General features: G+C 45.7%; 27 protein-coding genes. 20 read left to right on the top strand and 7 right to left on the bottom strand.

Annotated elements, in window-relative coordinates; genetic code table 11:
• The first annotated feature begins 26 nt into the window (after nt 1-26).
• Genes HWX64_RS03065 through HWX64_RS03075 form a run of 3 tightly spaced genes read left to right on the top strand, consistent with a single transcriptional unit; the run spans nt 27 to nt 1,606 of the window.
• Nucleotides 27-506, top strand: coding sequence for a DUF2975 domain-containing protein (locus HWX64_RS03065; RefSeq protein WP_175989612.1), 480 nt, complete (start codon nt 27-29; stop codon nt 504-506).
• A gap of 10 nt (nt 507-516) precedes the next feature.
• The gene (locus HWX64_RS03070) at nt 517-732 is read left to right on the top strand and encodes a helix-turn-helix transcriptional regulator (protein WP_175987157.1); all 216 of its coding nucleotides are present in this window, start codon (nt 517-519) and stop codon (nt 730-732) included.
• Nucleotides 733-790: 58 nt separating this feature from the next.
• Nucleotides 791-1,606: a DUF817 domain-containing protein gene (locus tag HWX64_RS03075; RefSeq protein ID WP_175987158.1), complete on the top strand. Its 816-nt coding sequence runs from the start codon at nt 791-793 to the stop codon at nt 1,604-1,606.
• A gap of 16 nt (nt 1,607-1,622) precedes the next feature.
• Here HWX64_RS03075 and HWX64_RS03080 read toward each other — a convergent pair whose 3' ends face one another.
• Entirely contained in the window at nt 1,623-2,384 is a 762-nt protein-coding gene (locus HWX64_RS03080; RefSeq protein ID WP_175987160.1) for a DUF3891 family protein, read from the bottom strand.
• A 327-nt stretch (nt 2,385-2,711) separates the two neighbouring features.
• Between HWX64_RS03080 and HWX64_RS03085 the strand changes: the two genes are divergently transcribed.
• Complete coding sequence (locus tag HWX64_RS03085; protein WP_175987162.1) at nt 2,712-3,887, top strand: IS256 family transposase; 1,176 nt, start codon at nt 2,712-2,714, stop codon at nt 3,885-3,887.
• Between the two features lie 355 nt (nt 3,888-4,242).
• On the opposite strand, the gene HWX64_RS03090 is transcribed toward HWX64_RS03085, so the two are convergent.
• Nucleotides 4,243-4,737, bottom strand: a complete 495-nt coding sequence (locus HWX64_RS03090; RefSeq protein ID WP_175987164.1) for a DUF4367 domain-containing protein — start codon at nt 4,735-4,737, stop codon at nt 4,243-4,245.
• A 303-nt stretch (nt 4,738-5,040) separates the two neighbouring features.
• Here HWX64_RS03090 and HWX64_RS03095 point away from each other — a divergent pair, with 303 nt between their 5' ends.
• From HWX64_RS03095 to HWX64_RS22050, 5 genes are all read left to right on the top strand, one after another.
• On the top strand, nt 5,041-5,256 hold the full coding sequence (locus HWX64_RS03095; RefSeq protein ID WP_175987166.1) for a hypothetical protein: 216 nt from the start codon (nt 5,041-5,043) through the stop codon (nt 5,254-5,256).
• A 100-nt stretch (nt 5,257-5,356) separates the two neighbouring features.
• Nucleotides 5,357-6,040: an adenine nucleotide alpha hydrolase gene (locus HWX64_RS03100; RefSeq protein ID WP_175987168.1), complete on the top strand. Its 684-nt coding sequence runs from the start codon at nt 5,357-5,359 to the stop codon at nt 6,038-6,040.
• A 185-nt stretch (nt 6,041-6,225) separates the two neighbouring features.
• Complete coding sequence (locus tag HWX64_RS03105; protein ID WP_175987170.1) at nt 6,226-7,272, top strand: lactonase family protein; 1,047 nt, start codon at nt 6,226-6,228, stop codon at nt 7,270-7,272.
• Nucleotides 7,273-7,422: 150 nt separating this feature from the next.
• Nucleotides 7,423-8,262 (top strand): MBL fold metallo-hydrolase, encoded by an 840-nt coding sequence (locus HWX64_RS03110; RefSeq protein ID WP_175987172.1) that lies wholly within the window; start codon nt 7,423-7,425, stop codon nt 8,260-8,262.
• A gap of 52 nt (nt 8,263-8,314) precedes the next feature.
• The gene (locus HWX64_RS22050; protein ID WP_303049454.1) at nt 8,315-8,443 is read left to right on the top strand and encodes a hypothetical protein; all 129 of its coding nucleotides are present in this window, start codon (nt 8,315-8,317) and stop codon (nt 8,441-8,443) included.
• A 1-nt stretch (nt 8,444) separates the two neighbouring features.
• Here HWX64_RS22050 and HWX64_RS03115 read toward each other — a convergent pair whose 3' ends face one another.
• The 3 genes from HWX64_RS03115 to katG all read right to left on the bottom strand — a co-directional run bounded on the left by HWX64_RS03115 (nt 8,445) and on the right by katG (nt 11,843).
• Entirely contained in the window at nt 8,445-8,960 is a 516-nt protein-coding gene (locus tag HWX64_RS03115) for a DUF3231 family protein (RefSeq protein WP_175987174.1), read from the bottom strand.
• A gap of 270 nt (nt 8,961-9,230) precedes the next feature.
• On the bottom strand, nt 9,231-9,479 hold the full coding sequence (locus HWX64_RS03120; RefSeq protein ID WP_175987176.1) for a hypothetical protein: 249 nt from the start codon (nt 9,477-9,479) through the stop codon (nt 9,231-9,233).
• A 141-nt stretch (nt 9,480-9,620) separates the two neighbouring features.
• A complete protein-coding gene (gene katG, locus HWX64_RS03125) occupies nt 9,621-11,843 on the bottom strand; it encodes a catalase/peroxidase HPI (protein ID WP_175987178.1) in 2,223 nt (740 codons plus the stop codon).
• Nucleotides 11,844-12,025: 182 nt separating this feature from the next.
• On the opposite strand from katG, the gene HWX64_RS03130 reads away from it, so the two are divergent.
• The 5 genes from HWX64_RS03130 to HWX64_RS03150 all read left to right on the top strand — a co-directional run bounded on the left by HWX64_RS03130 (nt 12,026) and on the right by HWX64_RS03150 (nt 14,706).
• Nucleotides 12,026-12,517, top strand: a complete 492-nt coding sequence (locus tag HWX64_RS03130; RefSeq protein WP_368495562.1) for an SRPBCC family protein — start codon at nt 12,026-12,028, stop codon at nt 12,515-12,517.
• Between the two features lie 51 nt (nt 12,518-12,568).
• Nucleotides 12,569-13,093, top strand: coding sequence for a DinB family protein (locus HWX64_RS03135; protein WP_175987180.1), 525 nt, complete (start codon nt 12,569-12,571; stop codon nt 13,091-13,093).
• 43 nt (nt 13,094-13,136) lie between these two features.
• On the top strand, nt 13,137-13,613 hold the full coding sequence (locus tag HWX64_RS03140) for a GNAT family N-acetyltransferase (protein ID WP_175987182.1): 477 nt from the start codon (nt 13,137-13,139) through the stop codon (nt 13,611-13,613).
• Between the two features lie 106 nt (nt 13,614-13,719).
• Complete coding sequence (locus HWX64_RS03145) at nt 13,720-14,142, top strand: hypothetical protein (RefSeq protein ID WP_175987184.1); 423 nt, start codon at nt 13,720-13,722, stop codon at nt 14,140-14,142.
• A gap of 63 nt (nt 14,143-14,205) precedes the next feature.
• Entirely contained in the window at nt 14,206-14,706 is a 501-nt protein-coding gene (locus HWX64_RS03150; RefSeq protein WP_175987186.1) for a DUF1648 domain-containing protein, read from the top strand.
• Between the two features lie 60 nt (nt 14,707-14,766).
• Here the strand turns inward: HWX64_RS03150 and HWX64_RS03155 are convergent, their stop codons facing one another.
• On the bottom strand, nt 14,767-14,976 hold the full coding sequence (locus HWX64_RS03155) for a hypothetical protein (protein ID WP_175987187.1): 210 nt from the start codon (nt 14,974-14,976) through the stop codon (nt 14,767-14,769).
• A gap of 192 nt (nt 14,977-15,168) precedes the next feature.
• Between HWX64_RS03155 and HWX64_RS03160 the strand changes: the two genes are divergently transcribed.
• The 3 genes from HWX64_RS03160 to HWX64_RS03170 all read left to right on the top strand — a co-directional run bounded on the left by HWX64_RS03160 (nt 15,169) and on the right by HWX64_RS03170 (nt 19,580).
• Nucleotides 15,169-16,737: a fatty acid--CoA ligase gene (locus tag HWX64_RS03160; RefSeq protein ID WP_175987189.1), complete on the top strand. Its 1,569-nt coding sequence runs from the start codon at nt 15,169-15,171 to the stop codon at nt 16,735-16,737.
• 540 nt (nt 16,738-17,277) lie between these two features.
• Complete coding sequence (locus HWX64_RS03165; protein WP_175987191.1) at nt 17,278-18,267, top strand: DUF4365 domain-containing protein; 990 nt, start codon at nt 17,278-17,280, stop codon at nt 18,265-18,267.
• A gap of 194 nt (nt 18,268-18,461) precedes the next feature.
• Nucleotides 18,462-19,580, top strand: a complete 1,119-nt coding sequence (locus tag HWX64_RS03170; protein WP_175987193.1) for a Shedu anti-phage system protein SduA domain-containing protein — start codon at nt 18,462-18,464, stop codon at nt 19,578-19,580.
• Between the two features lie 115 nt (nt 19,581-19,695).
• Here HWX64_RS03170 and HWX64_RS03175 read toward each other — a convergent pair whose 3' ends face one another.
• A complete protein-coding gene (locus tag HWX64_RS03175; RefSeq protein WP_175987195.1) occupies nt 19,696-20,313 on the bottom strand; it encodes a GntR family transcriptional regulator in 618 nt (205 codons plus the stop codon).
• Between the two features lie 219 nt (nt 20,314-20,532).
• On the opposite strand from HWX64_RS03175, the gene garR reads away from it, so the two are divergent.
• The 3 genes from garR (at nt 20,533) to HWX64_RS03190 (ending at nt 24,310) form a co-directional block, all read left to right on the top strand.
• On the top strand, nt 20,533-21,432 hold the full coding sequence (gene garR, locus HWX64_RS03180; protein WP_175989614.1) for a 2-hydroxy-3-oxopropionate reductase: 900 nt from the start codon (nt 20,533-20,535) through the stop codon (nt 21,430-21,432).
• A complete protein-coding gene (locus HWX64_RS03185) occupies nt 21,432-22,862 on the top strand; it encodes a four-carbon acid sugar kinase family protein (RefSeq protein WP_175989615.1) in 1,431 nt (476 codons plus the stop codon). The genes garR and HWX64_RS03185 overlap by 1 nt, the downstream gene beginning before the upstream one ends.
• 104 nt (nt 22,863-22,966) lie before the next feature.
• Nucleotides 22,967-24,310 carry a GntP family permease gene (locus HWX64_RS03190; RefSeq protein WP_175987197.1) on the top strand — a complete coding sequence of 448 codons (1,344 nt, stop codon included), beginning with the start codon at nt 22,967-22,969 and terminating at the stop codon, nt 24,308-24,310.
• The last annotated feature ends 56 nt before the right edge of the window (nt 24,311-24,366 follow it).

Here is a 24,366-nt window from a genome sequence, read left to right on the forward strand (position 1 = left end):
AGACATTAATGAGTGAGGTGCTTTTTATGAAACGGGAAACGCTCTTTTTGAAGGTCGTTTTAATTCTTATGGGACTTCCGGTTCTTGCTTTGTGCATTTTTGTGCTCCCGGAGATTGCAGAGTTTTTTGCTGAACTGAACCCGTCACTGGATTATTTGCAATATCCATTTCTAATCGGGTTGTACATTACGGCGATCGTGTTTTACGCGGCGCTCTATCAGACGTTCAGGCTTTTGGGGTATATAGACAGGAATGAGGCATTTTCGGAATTATCCGTAGGGTCTTTGAAGACAATCAGGAATTGCGCGGTCACAATCGGCGCGTTTTACACGGCGTTCATGCCGCTCATCTATTTGATGGCAGAAAAGGATGACGCGCCTGGAATAATCCTGATCGGGATGGTCATCATTTTCGGCTGCATGGTGATTGCGGTATTTGCGGCTGTGCTGAAGAAGCTGCTGAAGAATGCCATCGAAATAAAATCAGAAAATGATTTAACGGTCTGAGGTGAATGAAATGGCGATTATTATCAATATTGACGTGATGCTGGCCAAAAGGAAAATGAGCGTGACCGAACTTTCCGAGCGGGTCGGGATCACGATGGCGAATTTGTCCATTTTGAAAAATGGGAAGGCGAAAGCGATACGATTCTCGACGCTGGAGGCGATTTGCAAGGCGCTTGATTGTCAGCCTGGGGATATTTTGGAGTATCGGGATGATGGAGAGGCGTAGCAGTGCAGGCTGCTCGATATGAATTGGGGAATCTTAAAAAAACAAGGAGGCAAAAATCATGAGAGCATTCAAACAACTCGTTCGCTTTGGCTGGCAGCAGGCGCTGTCATGTTTGTTTCCTGTCGTCATTTTTGCCTCTTTGGCTTTGACGCAGGTGATCCCGCTTCCTTTACTGCCGAGATATGACTGGCTTCTCATCATCTGCCTCCTGATGCAGTGGGGGATGCTGCGGTCAGGGCTTGAAACAAGGGATGAACTCAAGGTCATCACCTTGTTTCACCTGATTGGTCTCGCACTTGAGCTGTTCAAGGTACATATGGGCTCTTGGTCTTATCCGGAGGAAGGGTATTCAAAGGTGTTCGGGGTGCCTTTGTACAGCGGATTCATGTATGCAAGTGTGGCGAGCTATCTTTGCCAGGCGTGGAGAAGATTGAAGGTCGAACTGGTGGAGTGGCCGCCGTTTTGGCTAGTCGTGGCCCTTGGGGCTGCGATTTATCTGAACTTTTTCACCCACCATTATTGGATCGACATCCGCTGGTGGCTGTCAGGGCTTGTCATCATCGTTTTTTGGCAGTCTTGGGTCCTGTACGAGGTCGGCGGCAGGCAGTACCGGATGCCGATAGCACTTTCGTTCGTACTCATCGGGTTTTTCATATGGGTCGCCGAGAACATCGCCACGTTCTTTGGAGCCTGGAAGTATCCGAACCAGACCGATGCATGGAGTCTTGTCCATCTTGGAAAGGTGAGTTCTTGGCTTTTGCTGGTGATTGTCAGCTTTCTGATCGTGGCGTCGCTCAAGCGGGTCAAAGGGGGAGAAGCCGTAAAGGCAGTATCCTCCGGACTGCATGATGCTATCTCCCGTCCATCCCCGTAGCCGGTGAATACTCCGGCTATTTTTTTATGAAAAATGTCTTCTTCTCCCAGTTGCTGGCTTCATAGGCTGCCGCAATCCCCATTTCGTGAATGGCCGTTTTTGATACCACTTTAAACGTTAACGTCAAGAGAAAGTCTTCGTTAAAAGGGAAACGGTCTACCCTGATTTCCTTGTCGTTGAGCCACTCCCCATTGAGCAGCCGGTCCCCTCCATTGAACCATTCCGTATTTTTGAAACCATCCCTGAACCACGGATGCTCATCCTCTTTGGTAACGCCGGGTTCGTTCAGGCACATGTATAATGACATGTCATCAGAAAATTGAAGCAGACGGAAATGCTGTTGCAGAAGTTCTTCATCAAGTCTCGGGAAGAGCTTCTTGAGTCTTGCCTGCCTTTTCGTCTCCTCGTTCATGAAGGCAATGCAGTCGGTCTTTTTCGATTTAGTGAAAAAAGAGTAAAAATGCATGCTGCAGAGGAGAGCAGCGTAGGGACTCACCCTCTCGATTTCCTCGAGACCGATTCTGTAGAAGGCCATCTTGGGAAGCAGCGGATAGTCTGAAAAGGTGTAGGGGATGCCGTCCTGGTCATTCCAGATCGGCGTATCATCGAGTCCGATCCAGCTGCGGTCGTGCTGATAGCCAGCGTAGATCATTTCTTCAAAGTGCTGGTCTGATTTCAGGAGACCGGTGTTGAAATGCTTGATGATTTCCCCGGAGAGGAAGGCGTGATCATGCTGTCTGATCATGATGAAGGAGTCTTGGGTTTGGCGGATGATCATGGTTTGAACCCCTTTCTATGAAAGTAAGGTGTGCTGCTTTGATTATATCAAATGACATGGTGGGGATTTATAGATTATTTTGAGGGGGAAGGCCGATTATCGATTTTATGGGGCGGGACGTGTTCAACGTTAATGCGAAGAAAATTCGAAAAAAGGCACAATAAATTAAAATTCGGCACAATTATGGGGAAAACGGAACAATAATTTTGATTCCGGCACAATTACGGATGGTTTATAAATGTATGTGTAAGGTCTTTTTCTAGACAACAGAAAAAGGACAAAGTACTCTCTGAATATCACCACATAATCGAGAGGAGTCCTTTGTCCATGTCCAATGATAACACAAAAAACCTTAATCTTTCTAGTCTGTTAGAGTCCACTATGAAAGAAGTCCTTAAAGAAAAAGTAGAATTCATCCTCCAAGAAGAAATTAAAGAGGTCCTTAAAAATGAACCTGTGGGACAAAACAACTCTCGGAATGGATATTATCCACGTACGCTGGATACTGTCTATGGACGTGTTGAAGACCTTGATGTTTCAAGAGATCGTAATGGCGAGTTCCAAACGGAACTCTTCGAGCCTTACAAACGCAGAATGGTGGCTGTTGATGAGCTAGTCATCCAATTGTATCGTCATGGCGTTGGGGTTCGTCAGGTCGGTAAAATTATGAAAAGCCTGCTTGGCGACTCTTATTCTCCAGGCACCATTTCCAATGTAACAGATACTGTTCTACAAGATATCCGGGAATGGCAGAACCGTCCTTTGAAAAAACGGTATTGTGCCCTTTATCTTGACGCTTTATTTGTAAACGTTCGTCGTGACACGGTTGGTAAAGAAGCTGTCTATATTGTTCTTGGTATTTCGCCGGAAGGAAATCGTGAAGTTCTGGGATTTTATATTGGTGGCAGAGAGTCTTCCAACGGCTGGAGTGAAATTCTGAATGATCTTCGTGAGCGTGGAGTGGAACAAGTCCTTCTTGGGGTATTTGACGGCTTGTCTGGATTAGAAGATGCATTCCTTCGTGCTTTTCCAAAAGCGGATGTACAGCGCTGTGTTGTACACAAAGTAAGGAACACGCTTAACAATGCGCGAAAAAAGCATCAACCCGAATTAGCCCAAGATCTAAAGACTATTTATAAGGCAGACAGTTACGAAGAGGCTCAAGCTGCACTCCAAGAACTGAAGGAGAAGTGGAAGAAAACGTACAAACGAGAATTTGAATCCTGGGAGAATGACCTTCCTGTACTTCTCACGTTCTTCAAGTATCCTAAAGATGTTCAAAAATACCTTTATACAACAAACCTGATTGAACGTTTAAACAGGGAAGTCCGAAAGAGACTGAAAACAATGGATAGTCTACCGAATATTGAAGCAGCAGAGAAAATCATTTATATGAATGTGTCAGATTACAATGATCGTTGGGCTAGAAGAAAATTAAGCGGATTTGGTTTAGCGAAAGAGGAATTCAACGATATGTTTGATGAGCGTTACGATGAAAAATGATAGTGAGCGATTTTTCCCCTCCGGAGGCTTCAGCCTCCGGAGGGGAAAGGCAACCCCCATTACCCAAGAGAAGTATATATGCAGGGAGTACTCTCTTACACATAATTATTGACACTACCCAATTACGGGGATATAGGAACAATTATTCTGATAGCGGCACAATCATCAGGATTAGGGAGCTAAGGAGAGGCTGACGGATCTAAGAAATCCAGGTCCGGCTGATGGCTGATTACAATAATGGTTTCTTTGATTTTCTTAAAAAAATGGACAAAATGAATGGTTTTTATGTGAGATTTTTCTGTTTTTATAAAGAGTCTATAGATGAGGGCTGTCCCGTCCCCGACCACCAACAATTTTATTGGACGATTTTCATCGAACGTGCGATTTCAATCATTTCTTGTTTGGATATAACGTGACTATACATTTCTAGAAATGTCCCATCCTGCTTCCAGGAAAGTATGCCGCCCGGAGCGTTACTGAAGGTCTTGAAAAATCCGTTGTTCCCATTGATCAACACGCTTTCCGCATCTTGAAACGTAGAGTCAGGATAAGCATTGGGTGCTTTCCTTTGTTCAATTCCAATCGATAGATCCGTATCTTCTTTGTTCATATAGTGTAACCTGATGCTTTCAGGATACATTTTAATCTCCAATGTATACTCCTGAGGTATTCGTTCAGGGATGAAGATGCTAAAGTCGGCTTTTTTTACGAGATCTTCAATTTTAATGCTGTTGTGATTATATCTGTTCTCTTTCGCCTGAACACGTAGGGGAGCTTGAATCATGCCCTGTACTAGAGTTAATGTAATTGTTGAAACTAAAAATAGTAAAAGCAGTCTTTTAAAAGGCATTTCTTATTCTCCTTTTTTACAGATTGATTTGTTTGAAATACAATTGATTTAGCTTGATACATGTTATGGAGGTATTCATAGACGATAACCATTTCGCCTATAAACCTGCTGAAATCTGACGCAGTCAAATTTGTAAGAATCAGGTTTAGTGTTCCCAAACTTGTTTCCTTATACTGGATTCTGATGTAGCTGACAGATTATCAGCAAACTCTTCAAAATAGCATTACTCAAAGGCAATAGGGAATTTATGTTAAACTTTTTGAAGATCACTTCAGTAACGTTAGTAGGAAAGGATCAAATAAGATGAAAACACTGTTTGAAAAAATCATTTATTTTGTTTTCACGATCTTTATCTTTATTATTTTGTGGAAGGTTACCTTTGCGTTGTGGGAAATTTTTGTGCCGTGGAATTATAAAACGGATTTGATTGGCATCTTTGTGGGAATTCCGGCACTGGTGGCAGCTGCCTTTATTTTATCGGGTTTTTGTTTTAAAGGTATCAGGGAATCTGGAAAGTAGCTATCTAATAAATCTTGGTGTGAAACTACATTTAAGTAGGGACTTTTTTAAAAAAAGTTGCATTACTTGTTAAAATCTATCAACTAAAGGAGGGGTCACCATGAAAACAGTAATCGCATTCAGCGGCGGGAAGGATTCGACTCTCGCTCTCTATAAAATACAACAGGATCCAGCATACGAAGTGGATTCTCTGTTTGTCACGCTGACAGAAGGATTCGACCGGGTCTCGATTCACGGAGTCAGATATGAGCTCCTCAAGAAGCAGTCCGAGTCACTGGGCATTCCGCTGAGGGAAGTGTGGATCCCGCAAGGATGCACGAATGAAGTGTATCAGGATCGGATGCAGAAGGCGGTTGCCGAGATGAGGGATGACGGGGTCACCCATATCGTATTCGGGGATATCCACCTGAAGGATGTCCGCGAATACAGGGAAACGATGATGTCAGGGACAGGCATCACGCCGGTCTTTCCGTTATGGAACCGCCCCGTGGGGGAAATCTCCCTGGATTTTATCGACCTTGGATTTAAAACCGTTATCACCTGCATCGATATGGATCAAATTGACCGGTCCTTCTCCGGCAGGGTCTATGATGAGTCGTTCATAAAAGACTATCCAGTCGATACACGCGATATCTGCGGCGAGAACGGGGAGTTCCATTCGTTCGTGTTTAACGGCCCAAATTTTTCCTTTCCCATTGAGTATGAGCTGGGAAAAGAAAGGGTAACGCCCGATCCCGGGACGGAGCGGGATCGGTTTGTGTATATTGATGTCATTCCGAAGTAGGGACAGAGGGACAGGTTCAGTGTCCCGGCTGGCATTCACAACAAGGAATAATGTGACGAAGAAATTTTAATAAGGATAAGAAAATCAGGCGGTGCAGTTTTTATGCTGCCTGATTTTTTTGTTATAGTGGTATAAGAGTAATTGCGGTATTTTTAAAAATACTAGCTAACAGGGAGTGTGTTCAGATGACAAAATATATCGGATATGTTGGTACATACACAAAGCAAGAGAGCAAAGGCGTCTATCAATTCACGCTGGATACTGCTAAAGAAGAAATCACGGATGTAAAGCTGGCCGCTGAAGTGGACAACCCTACTTATGTAACGGTTAGTGGCGATAAGAAGAATCTTTACGCGGTCTCCAAAGAGGGTGAAAACGGCGGCGTCACTGCGTTTCACGTCGATCCTGAGAATGGTGCGCTGACAGAGTTGAACAGTGACAGTACGCCAGGGGCGAACCCGTGCCATGTGAGCGTGGATCATGAAAGCCGTACGGTGGTGGCGGCCAATTATCATACGAAGATGGTGGAATCCTACCTGACGAATGAAGACGGCTCCCTGAAAGAGCTTGTTTCAAGCATCGAGCATGAAGGGTCCGGCCCGCATGAGAGACAGGAGAAGCCTCACATGCATTATTCAGGTTTCACTCCGGACGGGAAGTACGTGATCGCGATCGACCTGGGGAGCGACCGTATTTATACATATTCCGCCAACCAGGGTGAGTTAACCGAGGTTTCTGTATTTGAAACAAAGCCTGGAAGCGGCCCTCGCCATATAGCGTTCCATCCGAACGGGAAATTTGCCTATGTGATGACGGAGCTCAGCTCTGAGGTCCTTGTGCTGCATTATGATGAGAGTGACGGCAGCTTTTCGGAACAACAGTATATCCCGACGATTCCTGGGAATTTCAATGAGACGAATGACGGAAGTGCCATTCATGTTTCCCCTGATGGCCACTATGTGTACGCTGGCAACCGCGGGCATAACAGCATCGCGGTATTTAAGGCAGATCAGGATTCAGGTGAATTGATGTTTGTGGAATGGACATCGACGGAAGGGAACTGGCCACGTGATTTTGTGATGGATCCGACAGGGGATTTCCTGGTCGCAACCAACCAAAAATCGAACACAATGGCATTGTTCAGAAGAAATAAGGAAACCGGCAAGCTTCACCTTCTCCAATCAGGCGTCAAAGTACCAGAGCCTGTGTGCTTGAAGTTCCTGGATGCTTAAAAAGGAAAGCAGCCCGGCCCCCCTCATTGTGACGGGGCCGGGCTTTTTTGTATTTTTTTAAAAATAGCACATAATCACCCCAGGGAATGAGGATAGATAAAGAGACAGGCAGGCACTCTTCGGTACGAAAATGTAAGGGAGGGTATCTTTTTGAAACCATTGGATAACGATTTTTCCCAAACGCATCTTCCTTTTTTCAGCGTGAACAGCGGTGAGGGAAGGGAAGTGTGCGGGGATGTTTATTACTGGACGAATCAGATTGTGAATGTGTGCTTTTACGGTGTTCCGGAAACCAGGGACTGGGTGTTGATCGATTGCGGGATGCCCCGTTCAAAGGAAAAAATCATGGAGGCGGCCGCAGCGCGTTTTGGCCATGATGGGGAGCCGAAAGCGATTGTGCTGACACATGGCCACTTTGACCACGTCGGGGCGCTCGAGCCTCTTTTGAAGGAATGGGACGTGCCGGTTTATGCGCACGAGCTTGAGATTCCTTATTTAAACGGAGAGCACGATTATCCTGAGGGGGATCCAACGGCAGATGGCGGATTGGTCAGTGAGTTGTCCCCGTTTTATCCACATCATGGGATTGATGTATCAGGCTCCGTTCAGAAGCTTCCTGAAAATGGGGAAGTCCCGTTTATGCAAGGCTGGAAATGGATCCACACGCCAGGCCACACACCGGGGCATGTTTCGTTTTACAGGGAAGAGGGTGGTGTCCTGATTGCCGGCGATGCGTTTGTGACGGTGAAGCAGGAGTCGTTGTACCGGGTGATGGTCCAGAAGAAGGAAATCAGCGGACCGCCGCGGTATTTTACGATGAATTGGGACGCTGCGGAAGCCTCTGTCGGGAAGTTGGCGGCATTGGATCCGAAAATCGCTGTGACAGGACATGGGGAGATGATGGCAGGGGCAGAATTGGAGCGTTCGCTGAAGATGCTGGTTGAGAGATTTAGTGAAGTGGCGCTGCCGCCGAACCGGAGATCTCATTGATCCTGCGGTCCTCTAAAACGTGAACCCTCTTCAGTCGAAGGGGGTTTTTTACATGGAGCAAGGTATGGAAGCCTTGATGGGCAGTGTAGGAGATGAATCGACTCGACTCGACCGCTATGAAAAAGAAAAGATTCTCAAACTGCCTGGAAACGTCCCGCAGCCTGAGAATCCTCTATTATGAATTATTCACAATGTTCATTCTTATTCTTGTGAAGCGGAGGAGGGATCAACCATCCTTTTTCTTTGTTTAACTTCAGAACTTTGGCACCCATTTGTGCTTTTTGCATATGGAATTGACCGAACATCATGGCCACGTCTTCACGGATGCTTTGTCCGATAATCGCGCTGCATGCCACGAGTCCTGCCGCGATGTTGCTTGATAATGCAGCTGCAATCGCAGGATCCGGCATACGGGCACCTGTCGGAATATCATCCAGGCAGGCACTAGGAGCCTCTGGTGGAGTAGGGGGTAACCCGATTCCATTTTCCTTCAGAAGTTTCTCCACTTGCTTGATTTCTTCCTGCCCAGCTTCTATGCTGTCTTTCAACAATTTCTTCAGATCATCATCCCCAGCATGGTTGAGCTGCATTTGATAACCTGCAACGGTAGACTTAGCAGTCAGCAAATAGCTCCATGTTCCAAAGACTTCGCCATAATGAAGCGGTTCTTCCTGTGGATTTCCACTTAAAATTCCCATAATCATCCTCCTGAATGTCATACTTGTGCCACCCTTCAACACCATATGTCCGAGCACAAGGATTATTTTTCCCTGAGGTGATTCAAAAATGTATACCATTCTTTTCATCGGGTTCGTATTTTTTTCTATGTATATTTTTAATGCACTTTAAGAAGCGGCCGCCGCAAGGGCACGGGATGGTATGGCCGATGATGTAGAATATGTAGATGATATGTTGTGTAGGACTCCGGGGGGCTCGGATTTTTGGATTTCATGATGGACTGTTTGATTTTAAGTGGCTAGTTCCGATAAAGAGAGGTAATTCGATAAAAGTGCTGCACGATTGATAATGGAAAAAAGCGGATGGAATTCATTCGATAATAGAATGGCGATTTTCGATAAAAAATGATTAAATGTCGATAATACAGTTGAAGAAATCGATAATAAATGAATGAACGCACGTGAGAAGATGACGATTCCAGGTGAAATGGGGAAGAACTGCACGATTCCGACTGGTTGTGATGGCGGGGAGCCACTCATTTATGAGACTTCAGGCTATTTTTGATGATTTTAGCTTGTTTTTTCTCATTTTAAAGCGTTTTTACAGCTTTTCAGGGCAGTTGATGGATGTGAAAAAAAGAGTCCGGCCCCGGTGCAAACCGGGGCCGGACCATTGTTATCTTATTTACACTTCACATCAAACCGGTCTGCATCCATCACCTTCCCCCAGGCTGAAACGAAGTCACGGACGAATTTCTCTTTGTTGTCGTCCTGTGCGTAGACTTCGGCAAGGGCGCGAAGCTCGGAGTTCGATCCGAAGACGAGGTCGAAACGGGTTGCCGTGCGGACGGCCTCGCCAGTTTTGCGGTCGCGGCCTTCGTATTGGTTGAAGCCGGCCGGTTTCCATTCGATGCCCATGTCAAGGAGGTTCACGAAGAAGTCGTTGGTCAGGGCGCCGACTCTGTCTGTGAAGACACCGTGTGCTGTGCCTCCATGGTTGGCGCCGAGTGCGCGCATGCCGCCTACTAATACGGTCATTTCAGGCGCGGACAGGCCAAGGAGCTGGGCTTTGTCGACGAGCATTTCTTCAGGACTGACCGAATACTCCTTCTTCTGGTAGTTGCGGAATCCGTCCGATACCGGCTCCAGCACCTTGAAGCTGTCGACATCGGTCTGCTCGTGTGTGGCGTCGCCGCGGCCCGGTGTGAATGGGACAGTGACGTCGAAGCCGGCATCTTTGGCCGCTTTTTCGACTGCTGCACATCCGCCGAGGACGATCAAATCAGCGAGGCTGACGTTCTTGTCCAGGCCGCTTTGGATGTCTTCGTAGATACCTAGGAATTTTTCAAGCTGGTCAGGTTCGTTCGCTTCCCAGTCTTTCTGCGGGTCGAGGCGGATGCGGGCACCGTTTGCGCCGCCGCGCATATCGGAGCCGCGGAATGTGCTGGCGGATGCCCAAGCCGTTTTCACGAGCTCGCTTACGGATAATCCTGAATCCAGGATTGTTGCTTTTAATTCAGCGATTTCGGAATCGGACAGGTCATAATCGACTGCCGGCACCGGGTCCTGCCAGATCAGTTCTTCTTCTGGAACCTCAGGCCCGATATAGCGTGCTTTCGGCCCCATGTCGCGGTGAAGGAGTTTAAACCAGGCGCGGGAGAAGGCGTCGGCGAATTCATCCGGGTTCTGATGGAACCGGCGCGATATTTTTTCATAATCGGGATCCATGCGCAGGGCCATGTCGGCTGTCGTCATCATCGTCTTCACGCGGATGGACGGATCTTCGGCATCAGGGGCCATATGTTCTTCCGTCATATTGACCGGTGCCCACTGGGATGCGCCTGCGGGACTCTTCGTAAGCTCCCATTCATATCCGAACAGAAGGTCAAAGTAGCCGTTATCCCATTTCGTCGGATTTGTCGTCCACGCCCCTTCGACACCGCTTGAAATCGTGTCGCGGCCTTTCCCGCTCTTGTAGCTGCTTTGCCATCCAAGTCCCTGTGCATCCATGGTTGCAGCTTCCGGGTCATCGCCGACATGAGAAGCGTCGCCTGCGCCGTGGGCTTTGCCGAATGTGTGTCCGCCTGCGATGAGGGCGACGGTTTCTTCGTCATTCATCGCCATCCGTCCAAATGTATCGCGGATGTCTCGCGCGCTGCCGAGTGGATCCGGTTCACCGTTCGGACCTTCCGGATTGACGTAGATCAACCCCATCTGTACGGCGGCAAGCGGATCTTCAAGGTCGCGGTCCCCGGAGTAGCGGTTGTCCGCCAGCCATTCCTTCTCGGTTCCCCAATATACATCTTCTTCAGCATGCCAGATATCTTCGCGTCCGGCACCGAAACCGAACGTTTTCAAGCCCATCGACTCAAGGGCGACATTCCCGGTCAGCACAAGCAGGTCGGCCCAGGAAATCTTGTTGCCGTACTTCTGTTTGATCGGCCACAGGAGGCGCCGTGCCTTATCCAGATTGACGTTGTCCGGCCAGCTGTTCAATGGAGCGAAACGCTGTGAACCCGATGAGCTGCCTCCGCGACCGTCTCCTTCTCGGTATGTACCTGCTGCATGCCAGGACATGCGTATGAAGAATGGACCGTAATGACCGTAGTCGGCCGGCCACCAGTCCTGGCTGTCCGTCATCAGGGAGTGGAGGTCTTTTTTCAGTGCATCGTAATCGAGCTTCGAAAATTCTTCCCGGTAGTTGAAATCTTCCCCCATCGGGTTGGCTTTCCGGTCATGCTGGCGGAGGATGCCGAGGTTCAGCATGTTCGGCCACCAATCTTTATTCGTCGTCCCCCGCGGATCCGTCGTTGTCGTGATCGCAGTGTCCTTGTGGTGGGTAACAGGGCATTGCCCCGAAGCTGCCGAGTGTTCTTTCTGATCTGGTCTGTGATTGTTTTCCATTCCCATTCCCCTTTCTTTTTTGAAAAAATGACAATTCGTACAAGAAGTAGAATAATTATGAAAATTCTTACTTTCTATTATATTGGACAGCACTCTGGATGAAAAGCGGGAAGCTTTTGTACGTGCACTATATTATATACAGGGCCTGTTTATAGAATTCGTATTTTTTGGTAGGAGAGTCTTTGATTGTTATCGAATTGATAAAGGAATGGAATTTCCGCGTAATCAAACTGGAAAGCGAGCTGAGGAAAGTGAACAATTTGACGAAAATGAACATTCGGAAACCGGCACACGAAATCTTTGAGGTCTTTGTCGATCCTGAAAAAATCGGACACTTCTGGTTTTCTTCGAGTTCAGAAAGATGGGAAGAAGGGAAGATGATTACCCTCAGGTATGAAGAATACAATGCCGAGGGCGAGATAGAGATCAAAGAGATCCTGGATAATGAAAAAATTGTGTTCGAATGGGCAGGCGGCCGTGTGGTCACCATCAACTTCCTCCCGTCAAAGCAAGACAGCACCATTGTGGAAGTCAGTGAAGAGGGTTTCGATGAGAATGAGGAAAACTTCATCGGGCAGCTGGCGGATAATAAAGAAGGATGGGTGTATATGTTGAGCTGTTTGAAGGGATATATGGAGTTTGGAGTGAATCTGAGGGCAGGTTTGGTTAAGTGATTCTGAGACATGACTGAAATTCGATAGTTGTTTTTAAAAGGGGAGAAGCTTGTGAACTTTGAACTAAATGAGGCAATCGAGATTCTGGAGAGGACGTCGAAGACGTTGGAGGGCTTGCTTTCAGGTTTGTCGGCAGGGTGGCTTGAATGTGATGAAGGGGAGGGGACCTGGAATGTAGACGGGGTAGTCGAGCATTTAATCGAAGGTGAGAAGTATAACTGGATACCGAGGCTGAAGATGATTCTGCATGAGGGGGAGAGCAGGGTGTTTCCGGTATTTGACCGGTTTTCACATGTGGATGGGTCGCAGGATAGGGGACTAGAGGAGAAGCTCGGGGAGTTTGCTTCGCTCAGGTCGGCGAATGTGGCTGAGCTGAAAAAGTTAATCGTTGAACAGAGACATTCCCTTGATAAAACAGGGATGCATCCTGCTTTTGGGAAGGTGAGCGCCCGCGAATTGATTTCGACCTGGGTGGTGCATGATATGACTCATATTTCACAGATCGTAAGGGTGTTTTCGAACCGGTACCGGGAGGACGTTGGGCCTTGGGCGGAGTATTTGAGAGTGTTGAAGTAGAGTTTGGGTGAAAATTTGGGAAAGAAAAGTTGGAGGATTGAACATGGGAACAGTCAGATTGACACAGTACAGCGAGAAGTATAGGAGTCAGTTATCGGGTTTTCATCTGCCGGAGGAGCAACTGGAATTTACGAGTTTGCCTCTGGAGAAAATACATAATCCGCATATCTCTGATAACACAGCACATGTGCTGATAGTGGAAGATGAAGAGCCGGTCGGTTATTTTGCATTGGAAGACGGGGAGAAATTACATAAGTATAGTGAGAATCAGCAAGCCAGGTTATTGACTTCGTTCTCGATCGATTCAGCGCAGCAAGGAAAGGGCCTTGCTAAAAAGGGACTGAGTTTATTGCCGGTTTTCGTCCAGGATCAACTTCCGGGGATCGATGAAGTCGTGCTTGGTGTGAATAAAAGGAATACAGCCGCGATCAGTTTGTATTTGAAGACAGGGTTTGTGGATGAGGGAGAGATATATGTGGGGCCTAAGGGGCCGCAGCATGTGCTGCATTTGAGGGTTTGAATTGTGTCGGGGCCGTATGGGCCTCTTTTTTATGTAAATAGTAATTGGATTATTATGGAATAACCTGTAAGATGGATGGGAGGAATGACGCAAAGGGGGAGATCAATTGGGTGCGAAAAAAACCGCTCAAAGTGTCAACTGGACAGTGTTTGGACTAATGGCTTTATGTGGAATGGTGTTTGCCGGGGACACATTCGGCAGTTTGATGAATGCGACCCCTGACGAACTTGACGGGATGCAGTCACGCATTGAAAATCGCTGGACTCAGGATCTGTGGGTATTTGCTGGAATATTGGGTGTCTGTACACTTTTGCTTATTGTTTTATGGAAGAGGTTGTTTCCGTATAATGTGCCTCTTGCCATCATCCTGGGTGGATTTGGGTTTGAACTCCTTTTTCAGGCGACGGTCACGGGATGGGCTGGGCTGGCGGGATTGATCGGGCTAGCTGTGGCACTTGTTGTCGGTGTGCTGATGATGCTGGTGTATGCGGTGGGGGAGAGATGGTGGAGAGTGCGGGGAACCCGGTAGCTGGCCGCGGTTTAAGCCGGAGCAGAAAATGTTAAGAGTTTTGCAAAGCAAGGGGTTGTAGAAATGTCTAAGAAAAAACCCAAAATCAAATTAGCTAAGACGAAAGTGGAATGGGTCTGGGATATCATTGGATATTCCATCTATATAGGTTCGATGATCTTTTTGGTCTACAATTGGAGCAAGCTTCCTGTTCAAGTCCCGGCCCATTACAATGCGCTAGGGGAAGTGGATCGGTGGGGATCAAAAATGGAGCTTCTCATCTTGCCGGTAATAGGTGCATTCCTTGCAGTGTTCATGCAAGTTGTTGAAGAATTTCCGGAAACACATAATTATCCAGAACGGTTAAATGAAGAGAATGCAGAAGAGTTTTATTTACTGAGCAGAAAAATGATCAACAGTTCAAAGAATATATGTCTTCTCATTTTTTCTCTGGTTTTATTTGAATCGGTTTCTATCGCACTTGGCTGGTGGAACGGGTTTGGAGCGTGGTTTCTGCCGATCATATTACTTTTTGTCTTCATTCCGATTGTCACAGGGATCATAAAGCAGCAAAGAATAAGATAGCGGGTCAGGGGGACAGGTACCATGACCCACTTTTCCCGTGAGCTGAGGCTGACGGCTTTTTTATGTAATCATCGTAAATATCTTCCCATACACAAAAGGCAAACATGAAGAAACAATCAGTCCGATCATGACAGAAACAGCGGTATAAGTGAGGAACTTTCTGTGTGTCAGTTCGTTTCGTTTATAAGCGATCATGAGTACTTTTATCATGGAGAAGGCTGTGATGGCGATGATGAGTGCTGAAAATGAGCTGGCCAGGATGACTGCCATGGGACCATCCCTTTCTAATGATTGATTGTCTAAATTTTACCATATGAGCAGAAAAGTTTCTCTGATAAAAGAAAAGGTTTGTGTTTAATTTGCAGAATATTCTAATAGTGTGTATGTTAAACGTAAACCAACTTACAACACGAAGCACTGGCAGGTATAGATCGTTCAAACTTATCCCAGGGAGGAATGTAAATGAGTACGACGATTGGCAGGATTTTTGACCTGACTGTAATGAAGTCCCCGAACAAGGAAGCCCTTTATGATGTGCGGAAAGATCTCCGATTTACATACAAGGAATGGAGTGATGAGGTCAACCGGCTGGCGAATGCGCTGATGGCGGAGGGTGTGAAGAAGGGGGACAGGGTGTCGACGTTCATGTTCAATACCGAGGAGCTCGGGACCGCATTCTTCGCATGCGCAAAAATCGGTGCGGTGTTCAATCCGATCAATTTCCGGCTGCAGGCAGAAGAGGTGGCGTTCATCCTGACCGATGCCGCCCCGAAGGTCGTCCTGTTTGAGAAGGCGGTCGAGCCTGTCATTGCTTCGATTGAAAACCGGTTCCCGCATACGGCGTTCTGGTTCATTGACGCGGAAGCGCCTGGATATGCCGCAAGCTATCATGAAAAAGTGAAGGCTGCGGAACCGAAAGCAGTGGATGCGAAAGTTGATGAGAATGACCTGTACGCGATCATGTATACAAGTGGGACGACCGGCCGTCCGAAGGGTGTCATGCATAAACACCGGAGCATGGTGGAGCAGAGCCTCACCGTCATCGGTGCGACGAAATTGGGAGCGGTTGATGTCGGGCTCGTGACAGCGCCGATGTTCCATTGTGCAGAATTGCACTGCGCCTTCCTTCCGAGGATCCATGCCGGCGGGAGCAATATCATCCTTCATCAGTTCCATCCGAAGAAGGTACTTGAGTTGATTGATTCCGAGAAAATCACCAAGTTCTTCGCAGCTCCGACCATGTGGAATATGATCCTGCAGGAAAATCTATCAGACTATAATATTGAAAGTCTGAAGCTCGGACTCTACGGGGCAGCCCCGATGGCGCCGTCGCTAGTCCATGCGTGCCATGACCGGCTTGGAATAAAGCTTGTACAGGCATACGGCATGACGGAGATGGGGCCGGCGATCACATTTTTACCAGAGGATGACCAGCTTCGGAAGGCGGGGGCAGCCGGTCAGGCGTGCCTGAACCATGAAATCAGGGTCGTGAAACCGAACGAAGACGGACCGAGTGATCCAGACGCGATCATGGCGCAGGGTGAAAGCGGGGAAATCATCGTGCAGGGGCCGTGCATGATGACCGGTTACTTCAACCGAGAGGAATCATCGGAAAAAGCGATGCATAAAGGCTGGTACCATTCAGGGGATATCGGTTACCTTGATGAAGACGGCTACCTTTGGGTCAAGGACAGGGTTGACGACATGATCATTTCAGGAGGGGAAAACATCTATCCTCGTGAGGTGGAGGATGTGCTGCATGCTCATGAGGGTGTGCTCGATGTCGCGATTGTCGGGATGCCGGATGACCGCTGGGGAGAGAGTGTGACTGCTTTTGTGGTGAAGAAGGATCAGGGTGTCACGGAAGAGGAGCTTGATGAGTGGTGTAAAGAGAGTGAAAGTCTTGCCAACTATAAACGGCCGAGAAGGTATGAATTTGTGGAGGAGCTGCCGCGGAATGCGAGCGGGAAGATCCAGAAGTTTGTGCTGCGGAAGCGGATGGAGGAGTTGTTGATGGAGGGGAGGACTTAGTAAGGTAGTGAATAAATATATTTTCCAAAATTATCAAGTTTGTAAAAGGAGTGCTTGTTGTGAATAGAACTTCGTGATTTACAAGGGCAGACGAGGGGCTTCCAGCACATGAACATTACAAAATCATTTGTTAAATTGGTAGGAGAGCCGAAAATCATTTGATTGGGCTCTCTTTTTTATGCAGAAAAAGCCCCAAGCTTATTGAGTGTCTTTAATCAATAGTCATAAGAGGGGAAGTTGTTATCATGATGAAATTAAGTACGATGAAATAAGTGATGAAGAGTGATTTACAGTGGACAGGGAGATTATTTTCCGCTATTCATAACATTAATAAACGTAAATTGATGTAAGATTGTCCAGATGTATAAATTTTCCTTTACTAAAGTAATCTGCCCTTTGAATATGGTAAAATAAATTGTTGTAGAAATATAATAAATTTTTGTTTCTGATTAGAAAATATTTAATTACATCATCATTTAGGAGAAAAGGTAAAGAAAAAGTTTATTGCAAAATATAATATAATAAATAGGAGATAGGTTTATGAGAAAAAAGTTACCAAAACTGAATAGAGCAAGGACTATAGGAGTTACTTCAGAAGAATTACTAATGAGTGTCTTGGGTAAATATTCCAACGTAATACCTATACCTACTGATAAAGACTTAGGTATTGATATGCGATGTGAAGTATTAAACCATTATCAACCTACAGGGATTCATTATAACATTCAATGTAAAGGTACTGAAGATACTCATAGTAAAAAGGAATATTTCTCAATACCCATAGAAATTACCACAATAAATTATTGGTTGCAGCAAAGAGAACCAACATTTTTAGTGGTGGTAGATCGAATAAACCAGTACTTTTACTGGGCATACCCTTTATATCAAATAAAGGAGAGAATTAATGCGTTGCAATCTCAACAAACAGTAAATATACGAGTGCCAAAGGCAAATATATTTACCGATGAGATCACAATGCTTCCAGTAAATATGTATAATATTATGTATGAATATCACTATAATATCTTGGAAAAAATCGTAGAATCATTGAAATTAAAGTTAATGGACGTGGGAGAGAGGGAAAACAAAGGGACACTCCAACAATATATATCAGTTTCATCTTCAATAGAAGATTTATTAAAAAATATCAATTTAATTGAAGATTTGAATAAAAACCTATTAAATAAAATCACTCAAATCATTGATGAAGAATTAGGGAGTTATAAAGAGTCAGTTGTTGCTCTTGATCATATACCAGAAATTAGAAGGTATATTAAAGCTGATTTTGTTATGGATGATTATGGATTTATTAAAGATAAAACCCCGAATATGGTCCTAACAGAAGTCGAAGTTGCTTGGAAGAGATTTTTAGATAATAACTATAGAAACGTAGATTTGGTGTCACTTAATAAATCTGCAGAGGTACTTTACGAACTAAATAGAAATTTGGCTTTCTTTCTAAGAGAAATGCTTTATGAAATTAACCCAGACGAAGATCATGAATATATTATAGAAAAATACAGTGAATAAATTCTAAAAAAAATACACCAAATAGAATATTGGATACCCTATTAAAGAGTATCTGTCCCAAGTGCAGGGGGTAGTTACTCTTATTCTTTTATATTCACTGCTGATTAGTGCCAATTCATTGTAAACTTTAGTGAATTGGATTAATTTGTAATAATTGATATAATTTAACTAAATGTATATTGGGGGGGATTTAAATGAAAATAACAACCACTTCAACTTCTTTGGATACTGCACAAGGGCAAGATATTATATTGCGTGAAACAACCACTACTAGATTATTATTTAGGCCAATGATATCAAATAATGCGCACAATAGTGATGCCTCTGTAAAAGGTTGGTTTGTATATCAAAGGAAAAGGTTAAACGGTAATTGGGAAGATTATAAAGAACTTGATAACAATCAACTGAGGGCAGATGAATGGATTAAACTAGAGATTAAATCCGAAGAAATGCTCAAGTTAATGACTGAGTTAGACGTTTACTATAAGATTCATAGAGAGTATGGAATACAACTCGGAGTGAGAACTTACTCAAAAACTGAGTTGCAACTTGAAAAAATTACTGAGATGTTTAGAGAAGATAGCTCTTTATTTGATTCATTACTTGAATTTGATGGAAATAAAAGTGAAATATTACATAAAACTATAAAGTGGATGGGAGATACGGAAAACTCTGAAGAAATTGTATCAAGATTGCTTGAGATACAGGAAGACGAACTCGACCATTTAAATAATGTTGTTGGGATAGCAAATCTTAAAAAGTTATTAGCTATTTGGGAGGGAAATTCAGATAATGATAATGAGGAATTTTGGCAACGAACTTTTAATGAGAACGCATGGGTATTAAGTCAAATATTTGCTAGTCCTTTTTTAGACTTTCAGCAAAAGGCATATGTTGGGGGGAAGACAGTAGAAAATAGGGAAGGTAAAATTGTAGATTATATTTATCAAAATGATTTATCTAAAGAGGTTGCTTTAATTGAAATTAAGACTCCTAATACCAGACTCTTATCTAGTGAGTATAGAACTGGAATATTTTCTGTGCATAGTGATTTAACAGGATCAGTAGTTCAGGTGTTAGGGTATAAGGAACAAATTACGAGAGATTATGCTCAATTACGATATGATTACGATAGAGACTTTAAGGTTTTTAACCCTCAGTGTGTAGTGATAGCAGGGAAGTTAGGTGATTTAAGTAAGAATCAATTACAGTCCTTCGAATTGTATAGGAAAGAAATGAAGAATGTCTTGGTTGTTACCTTTGATGAATTATTTAAAAAAGTACAATTATTATTAGACCTGTTAGCTGAATAAAAAAATATACCCAATATTTAAATAGTGCTCTGAACCTATACAAGTTAATGTTTAATCGTATAGGTTTCAGGGCCCATAGTCTCTTTGCTTCTAATAAATTTCTCAATATTACATATTACCCCCGCATCACATGCAAACAAAACTCCAAATCCGCCTGGATATGCTCCTTCATCAACCTCTCAGCTTCATCTCCATTATGAGCAACAATTGCATCATAAATCTCCTGATGTTCATCAATCAGGAATGGCCGGTTATGATAAACGACCGTTTTCCTGAATAAGTAGATGATCGACTGCATGCGTTCGATGGTGTCCACCATGACGGGATTGTTGGTGGCGTTGACGATGATGTCGTGAAATTGTTTGTTGGCTTCCATGATTTCTTCGTTTGTGCCGTTCCGGCCGATGTCGATGCATTCTTTCAGCAGGTTAAGGTCTGTTTCGTTCATATAGGTAGCGGCCGACCGGGCTGCGAATCCTTCGAGGAGGATACGGACCTGGAAGTAGTGGCGGAGGTCCATGTCGGTCGGATTGACGACGCGCTTTTGTTTCACGAGCCCTTCCTGTTCAAGTTTCCGGATGGATTCTCGGATTGGTGTCCGGCTCACTCCGAGCTGTTCCGCAAGTTTTTCCTCAATCAGTTTTGTGCCCCGTTCGAGTTCTCCGTTCAAGATTTGGTCACGTATATATTCATAGGATTGCAGATAAGCGTGCTGCTGTGTTTTCTTCTTCAACTAAATCGACTCCAATGAAAGACTTTCTGTTTGTCTTTTTTACGTATTCGGCTGTTAGAAATAATGCCCTTCCTAAAAGTATAGAACGAGTTGGAACGATTTGAAAGTTCTAACGGAAAATAATTTTGTATACATTTTTAATAATTTTGTATACAAAATATAAATTATTGTGTACAATTGGTGACAACAAATGAAAACGCTTTATTTCATCAGGAGGGAATAAATATGAGACTTGGATTTATTGGTCTTGGCATCATGGGAAAACCGATGTCACTGAATCTGGTTAAGAGTGGCTACGATGTGACCGTGTTTGATATTAATGAGTCAGCAGTGGAAGAGTTAGTGGGCTCAGGAGCACGGGGAGCCGGTTCTGCAAAAGAAGTAGGGGAGATGAGTGACATCATTTTCACGATGCTTCCTAAGGGTGAGCATGTGGAAAGTGTTGCCCTCGGTGAAAGCGGTGTCATATACGGTGCGAATGATGGAGCGATCGTCGTGGATATGAGCTCGATCTCTCCCGTACAATCGAAGGGAATTGCCGAAGCACTTGCAGCGAGGGGAATGGAAATGCTCGATGCCCCGGTGAGCGGCGGTGAGCCTAAGGCGATCGACGGAACGCTTGCCATCATGGTGGGAGGAAAAGAAGAAGTCTATGAAAAGGTGAAACCTTACTTCGATGTGATGGGTCAGGACATCACGCTCGTTGGGGACATTGGGTGTGGTACGACGGCGAAGCTTGCCAATCAGATCCTGGTGAATGTCCACATCGCCGCGATGTCAGAAGCACTGACGCTGGCGGCAAAAGCAGGAATCGATATCAAGAAGATGTACGAAGCAATCCGTGGAGGTTTGGCCGGAAGTGCGGTGCTTGATGCGAAGGTTCCGTTGATCTTAGAGCGGAACTTCGTCGCCGGCGGACGCATCGACATCAACGCGAAGGATTTGACCAATGTTATGGATACAGCCCACTCAATCGGAGTGCCGCTTCCGCTTTCCAGCCAGGTGCTCGAGATGTATCACTCTTTGATGGCTGACGGAAAAGCAGCCGATGATCACGGCGGACTCATCCAACACTACGAGAAGCTTGCAAATTTCGAAGTAAAGGGTGTCAGCCAGTGATGAAAACAAGGAATGTCGATGAAATCCTATCATCCTATCAGTCTATCGATGAAGGAAAAGTAAATGAGCTTTGGGAAAAAGTCAGACCTGGATTCAAGCATAAAATCATCGTCCTTGATGACGATCCTACTGGTGTCCAGACTGTCCACGACGTTTCGGTATACACCGATTGGGAGGAAGACACCATTGAACTTGGCTTCCTGGAAGAGGGGCAGATGTTCTTCATACTGACAAATTCGAGAGCCTTCACGGCAAAAAAAACCGAGCAGGTTCACCGGGATATTGCGGAAAGAACCGAGCTTATATCAAAAAAATTGGGTATTCCTTATCTAATTATCAGCCGCGGCGACTCGACGCTGAGAGGGCATTATCCGCTGGAGACGGATGTTTTAAGACGTACGATGGAAGCTGAAAGCGGCGGGCGAGTAGACGGAGAGGTCATCCTTCCGTTTTTCAAAGAAGGCGGCCGCCTGACGGTCGAGAACACTCACTTCGTTCAACAGGAAACCGAACTTGTACCTGCCGGGGAAACCGAATTCGCGAAGGACCGGACATTCGGCTACAAGTCGAGTCACTTAGGTGAATGGGTCGAAGAAAAGACAAAAGGCGTTTTTCCAAAAGAAGGCGTCACGTACATTAAACTCGAATCCATCCGAAGCCTGGATATTGACGGGATCACTGCACAGCTGCTTCAGGTGAAGGACTTCGGCAAGGTCGTCGTCAATGCGGTTGAAGAATCGGATGTCAGAGTATTTGCGACGGCACTGATCCTCGCCATCGGGGAAGGGAAACGATTCATCTTCCGGACGGCTGCTGCTTTTACCAAGGTAATCGGGGATATTTCTTCACGGCCAATGTTAACGAGGGAAGAGCTGATCAGTGAGGAAAGGGAGAACGGCGGCCTGGTCATTGTCGGCTCTCATGTTAAAAAGACGACCGATCAATTGAACGCGTTGAAGGAATTGTCCTCTCTGCATTTCATTGAGTTCGACGCCCACCTGGTCCTGGATAAAGAAGTGTTCGGGAAGGAAATCGAGCGGGTGCGGAATGAAGCGGAAACGAAGGTGGCCGGCGGGATCAGTACGGTCATTTATACGAAGAGAAAGCGCCTTGATCTCGGCGACGGGATGGAAGAGCAGGAGCTACAGCTGTCCGTCGAGATTTCAAATGCTGTGACGAGCATCGTCCGTGACTTCTCCGTAAGGCCGAACTACCTGATCGCTAAAGGAGGAATCACCTCTAGCGATGTCGGTACTAAAGGGTTATGTGTGAAACGGGCGACCGTCGCGGGTCAAATCGCGCCGGGGATCCCGGTCTGGCAGACAGGCGAAGAAAGCACGTTCCCATTCCTCCCGTACGTCATTTTTCCGGGAAATGTCGGAGCTGTCACAACGTTAAGAGATGTCGTCTCGACACTCGAAAGCAAGTAACTGCTTTTAGGGTTCGATGCAGGGCCGTCTTTTTCTGAGGGGAATCCAGACGGCCCGGGCTTATCATAAATGGAGCTTCATAAAAACAAAGGGGGTAATCAGATATGGTTACAGGAAATATGTTGATTGTGATTTTCTTACTGTCGTTAGCTGCACTTTTTTTCTTGATATTAAAATTGAAGGTTGAACCATTTTTATCACTGATCGGTGTTGCTTTTGCTACGGCCGTTGTGATCGGCATGCCGCTGAATGAAGTGGCAGCCACTGTGACCCAGGGGTTCGGGAACACATTGACAGGCGTCGGGATCCTGATCGGACTCGGTGTTATCTTTGGACAGTTCCTCGGCGCATCCGGTGCGATTGAAAAAATCGCTGCCGCTGTTTTAAAAGCATTTGGTGTAAAGAAATCACCGGCCGGTCTTGCCTTGACGGGTACGGCTGTTTCAATACCGGTATTCTTCGATGCCGCATTCGTCATCTTAAGCGGATTGATCAAAAGTTTATCAAAGAAAACAGGAATCTCAGTGATCTCTTTTGTAACGGCACTGGGTGTAGGATTGATCGTCTCCCACAACATGATCGCGCCGACTCCAGGACCGCTTGTCGTTGCGGAAAACACGGGATCGGATCTTGGGTTATTCATCCTTTACGGAATTCTTGTAGCCATTCCGGCAACACTTGCCGGCGGATATTTCTATGGATTATTCATCGGGAAGCGTATGAACCATTCGGGGGCCGTTGAGGAAGTTGCTGTGAGTCTTGAAGATGCACCGAAAAAAGAAATCAGCACTGGCCTGAGTTTCTTCATGCTGGCACTGCCAATTGCACTCATCCTGCTCAACACGATTTCGCAGCTGTTATTCCCGGAAACAGGACTTTCAAGTGTATTAGGTTTCATCGGTGATAAGAACATTGCCCTGTTCATAAGTGTCATCGTCGCGATCATCATGCTCAGACCATATATCTCTGTTCCGAACAGCAGATTGTATTCTGAAGCGATCAACTCAGCGGGGATCATCATCCTCGTGACTGGTGCCGGCGGAGCATTCGGGGCAGTCATAAATAAGAGCGGAATCGGTGATCACCTCATCGCGACGATGCAAAGCTGGAGCATCCCGGTTCTATTGCTTGCTTTCATTTTCTCGCAAATCCTGCGTGCGTCTCTCGGTTCGGCAACCGTTGCCCTTGTGACGACATCCAGCATCATGGGGCCGTTGGCAGTGGATCTTGGTGTCTCACCAATCTTACTCGGGCTTGCCATCTGTGCCGGCGGAATCGGTCTTTCCCTTCCGAATGACTCAGGCTTCTGGGTAGTGAACAGGTTCGGTAAATTGACTGTTCCACAGACGCTTAAAGCGTGGACACTTGGCGGATTTATAGCTGGGTTGACAGCGATTACGACGGTTTTGATTTTGAGTTTGTTCTCGGGGATTCTTCCTGGGTTGTAGGGTTTTGATGAAGATCCTTTCCTCAGTTAACTGCTGGGGGAGGGATTTTTTTGTGG

The organism is Bacillus sp. Marseille-Q1617 (genome assembly GCF_903645295.1).
In the GTDB taxonomy this organism is placed as follows: Bacteria; Bacillota; Bacilli; order Bacillales; family Bacillaceae_B; genus Rossellomorea.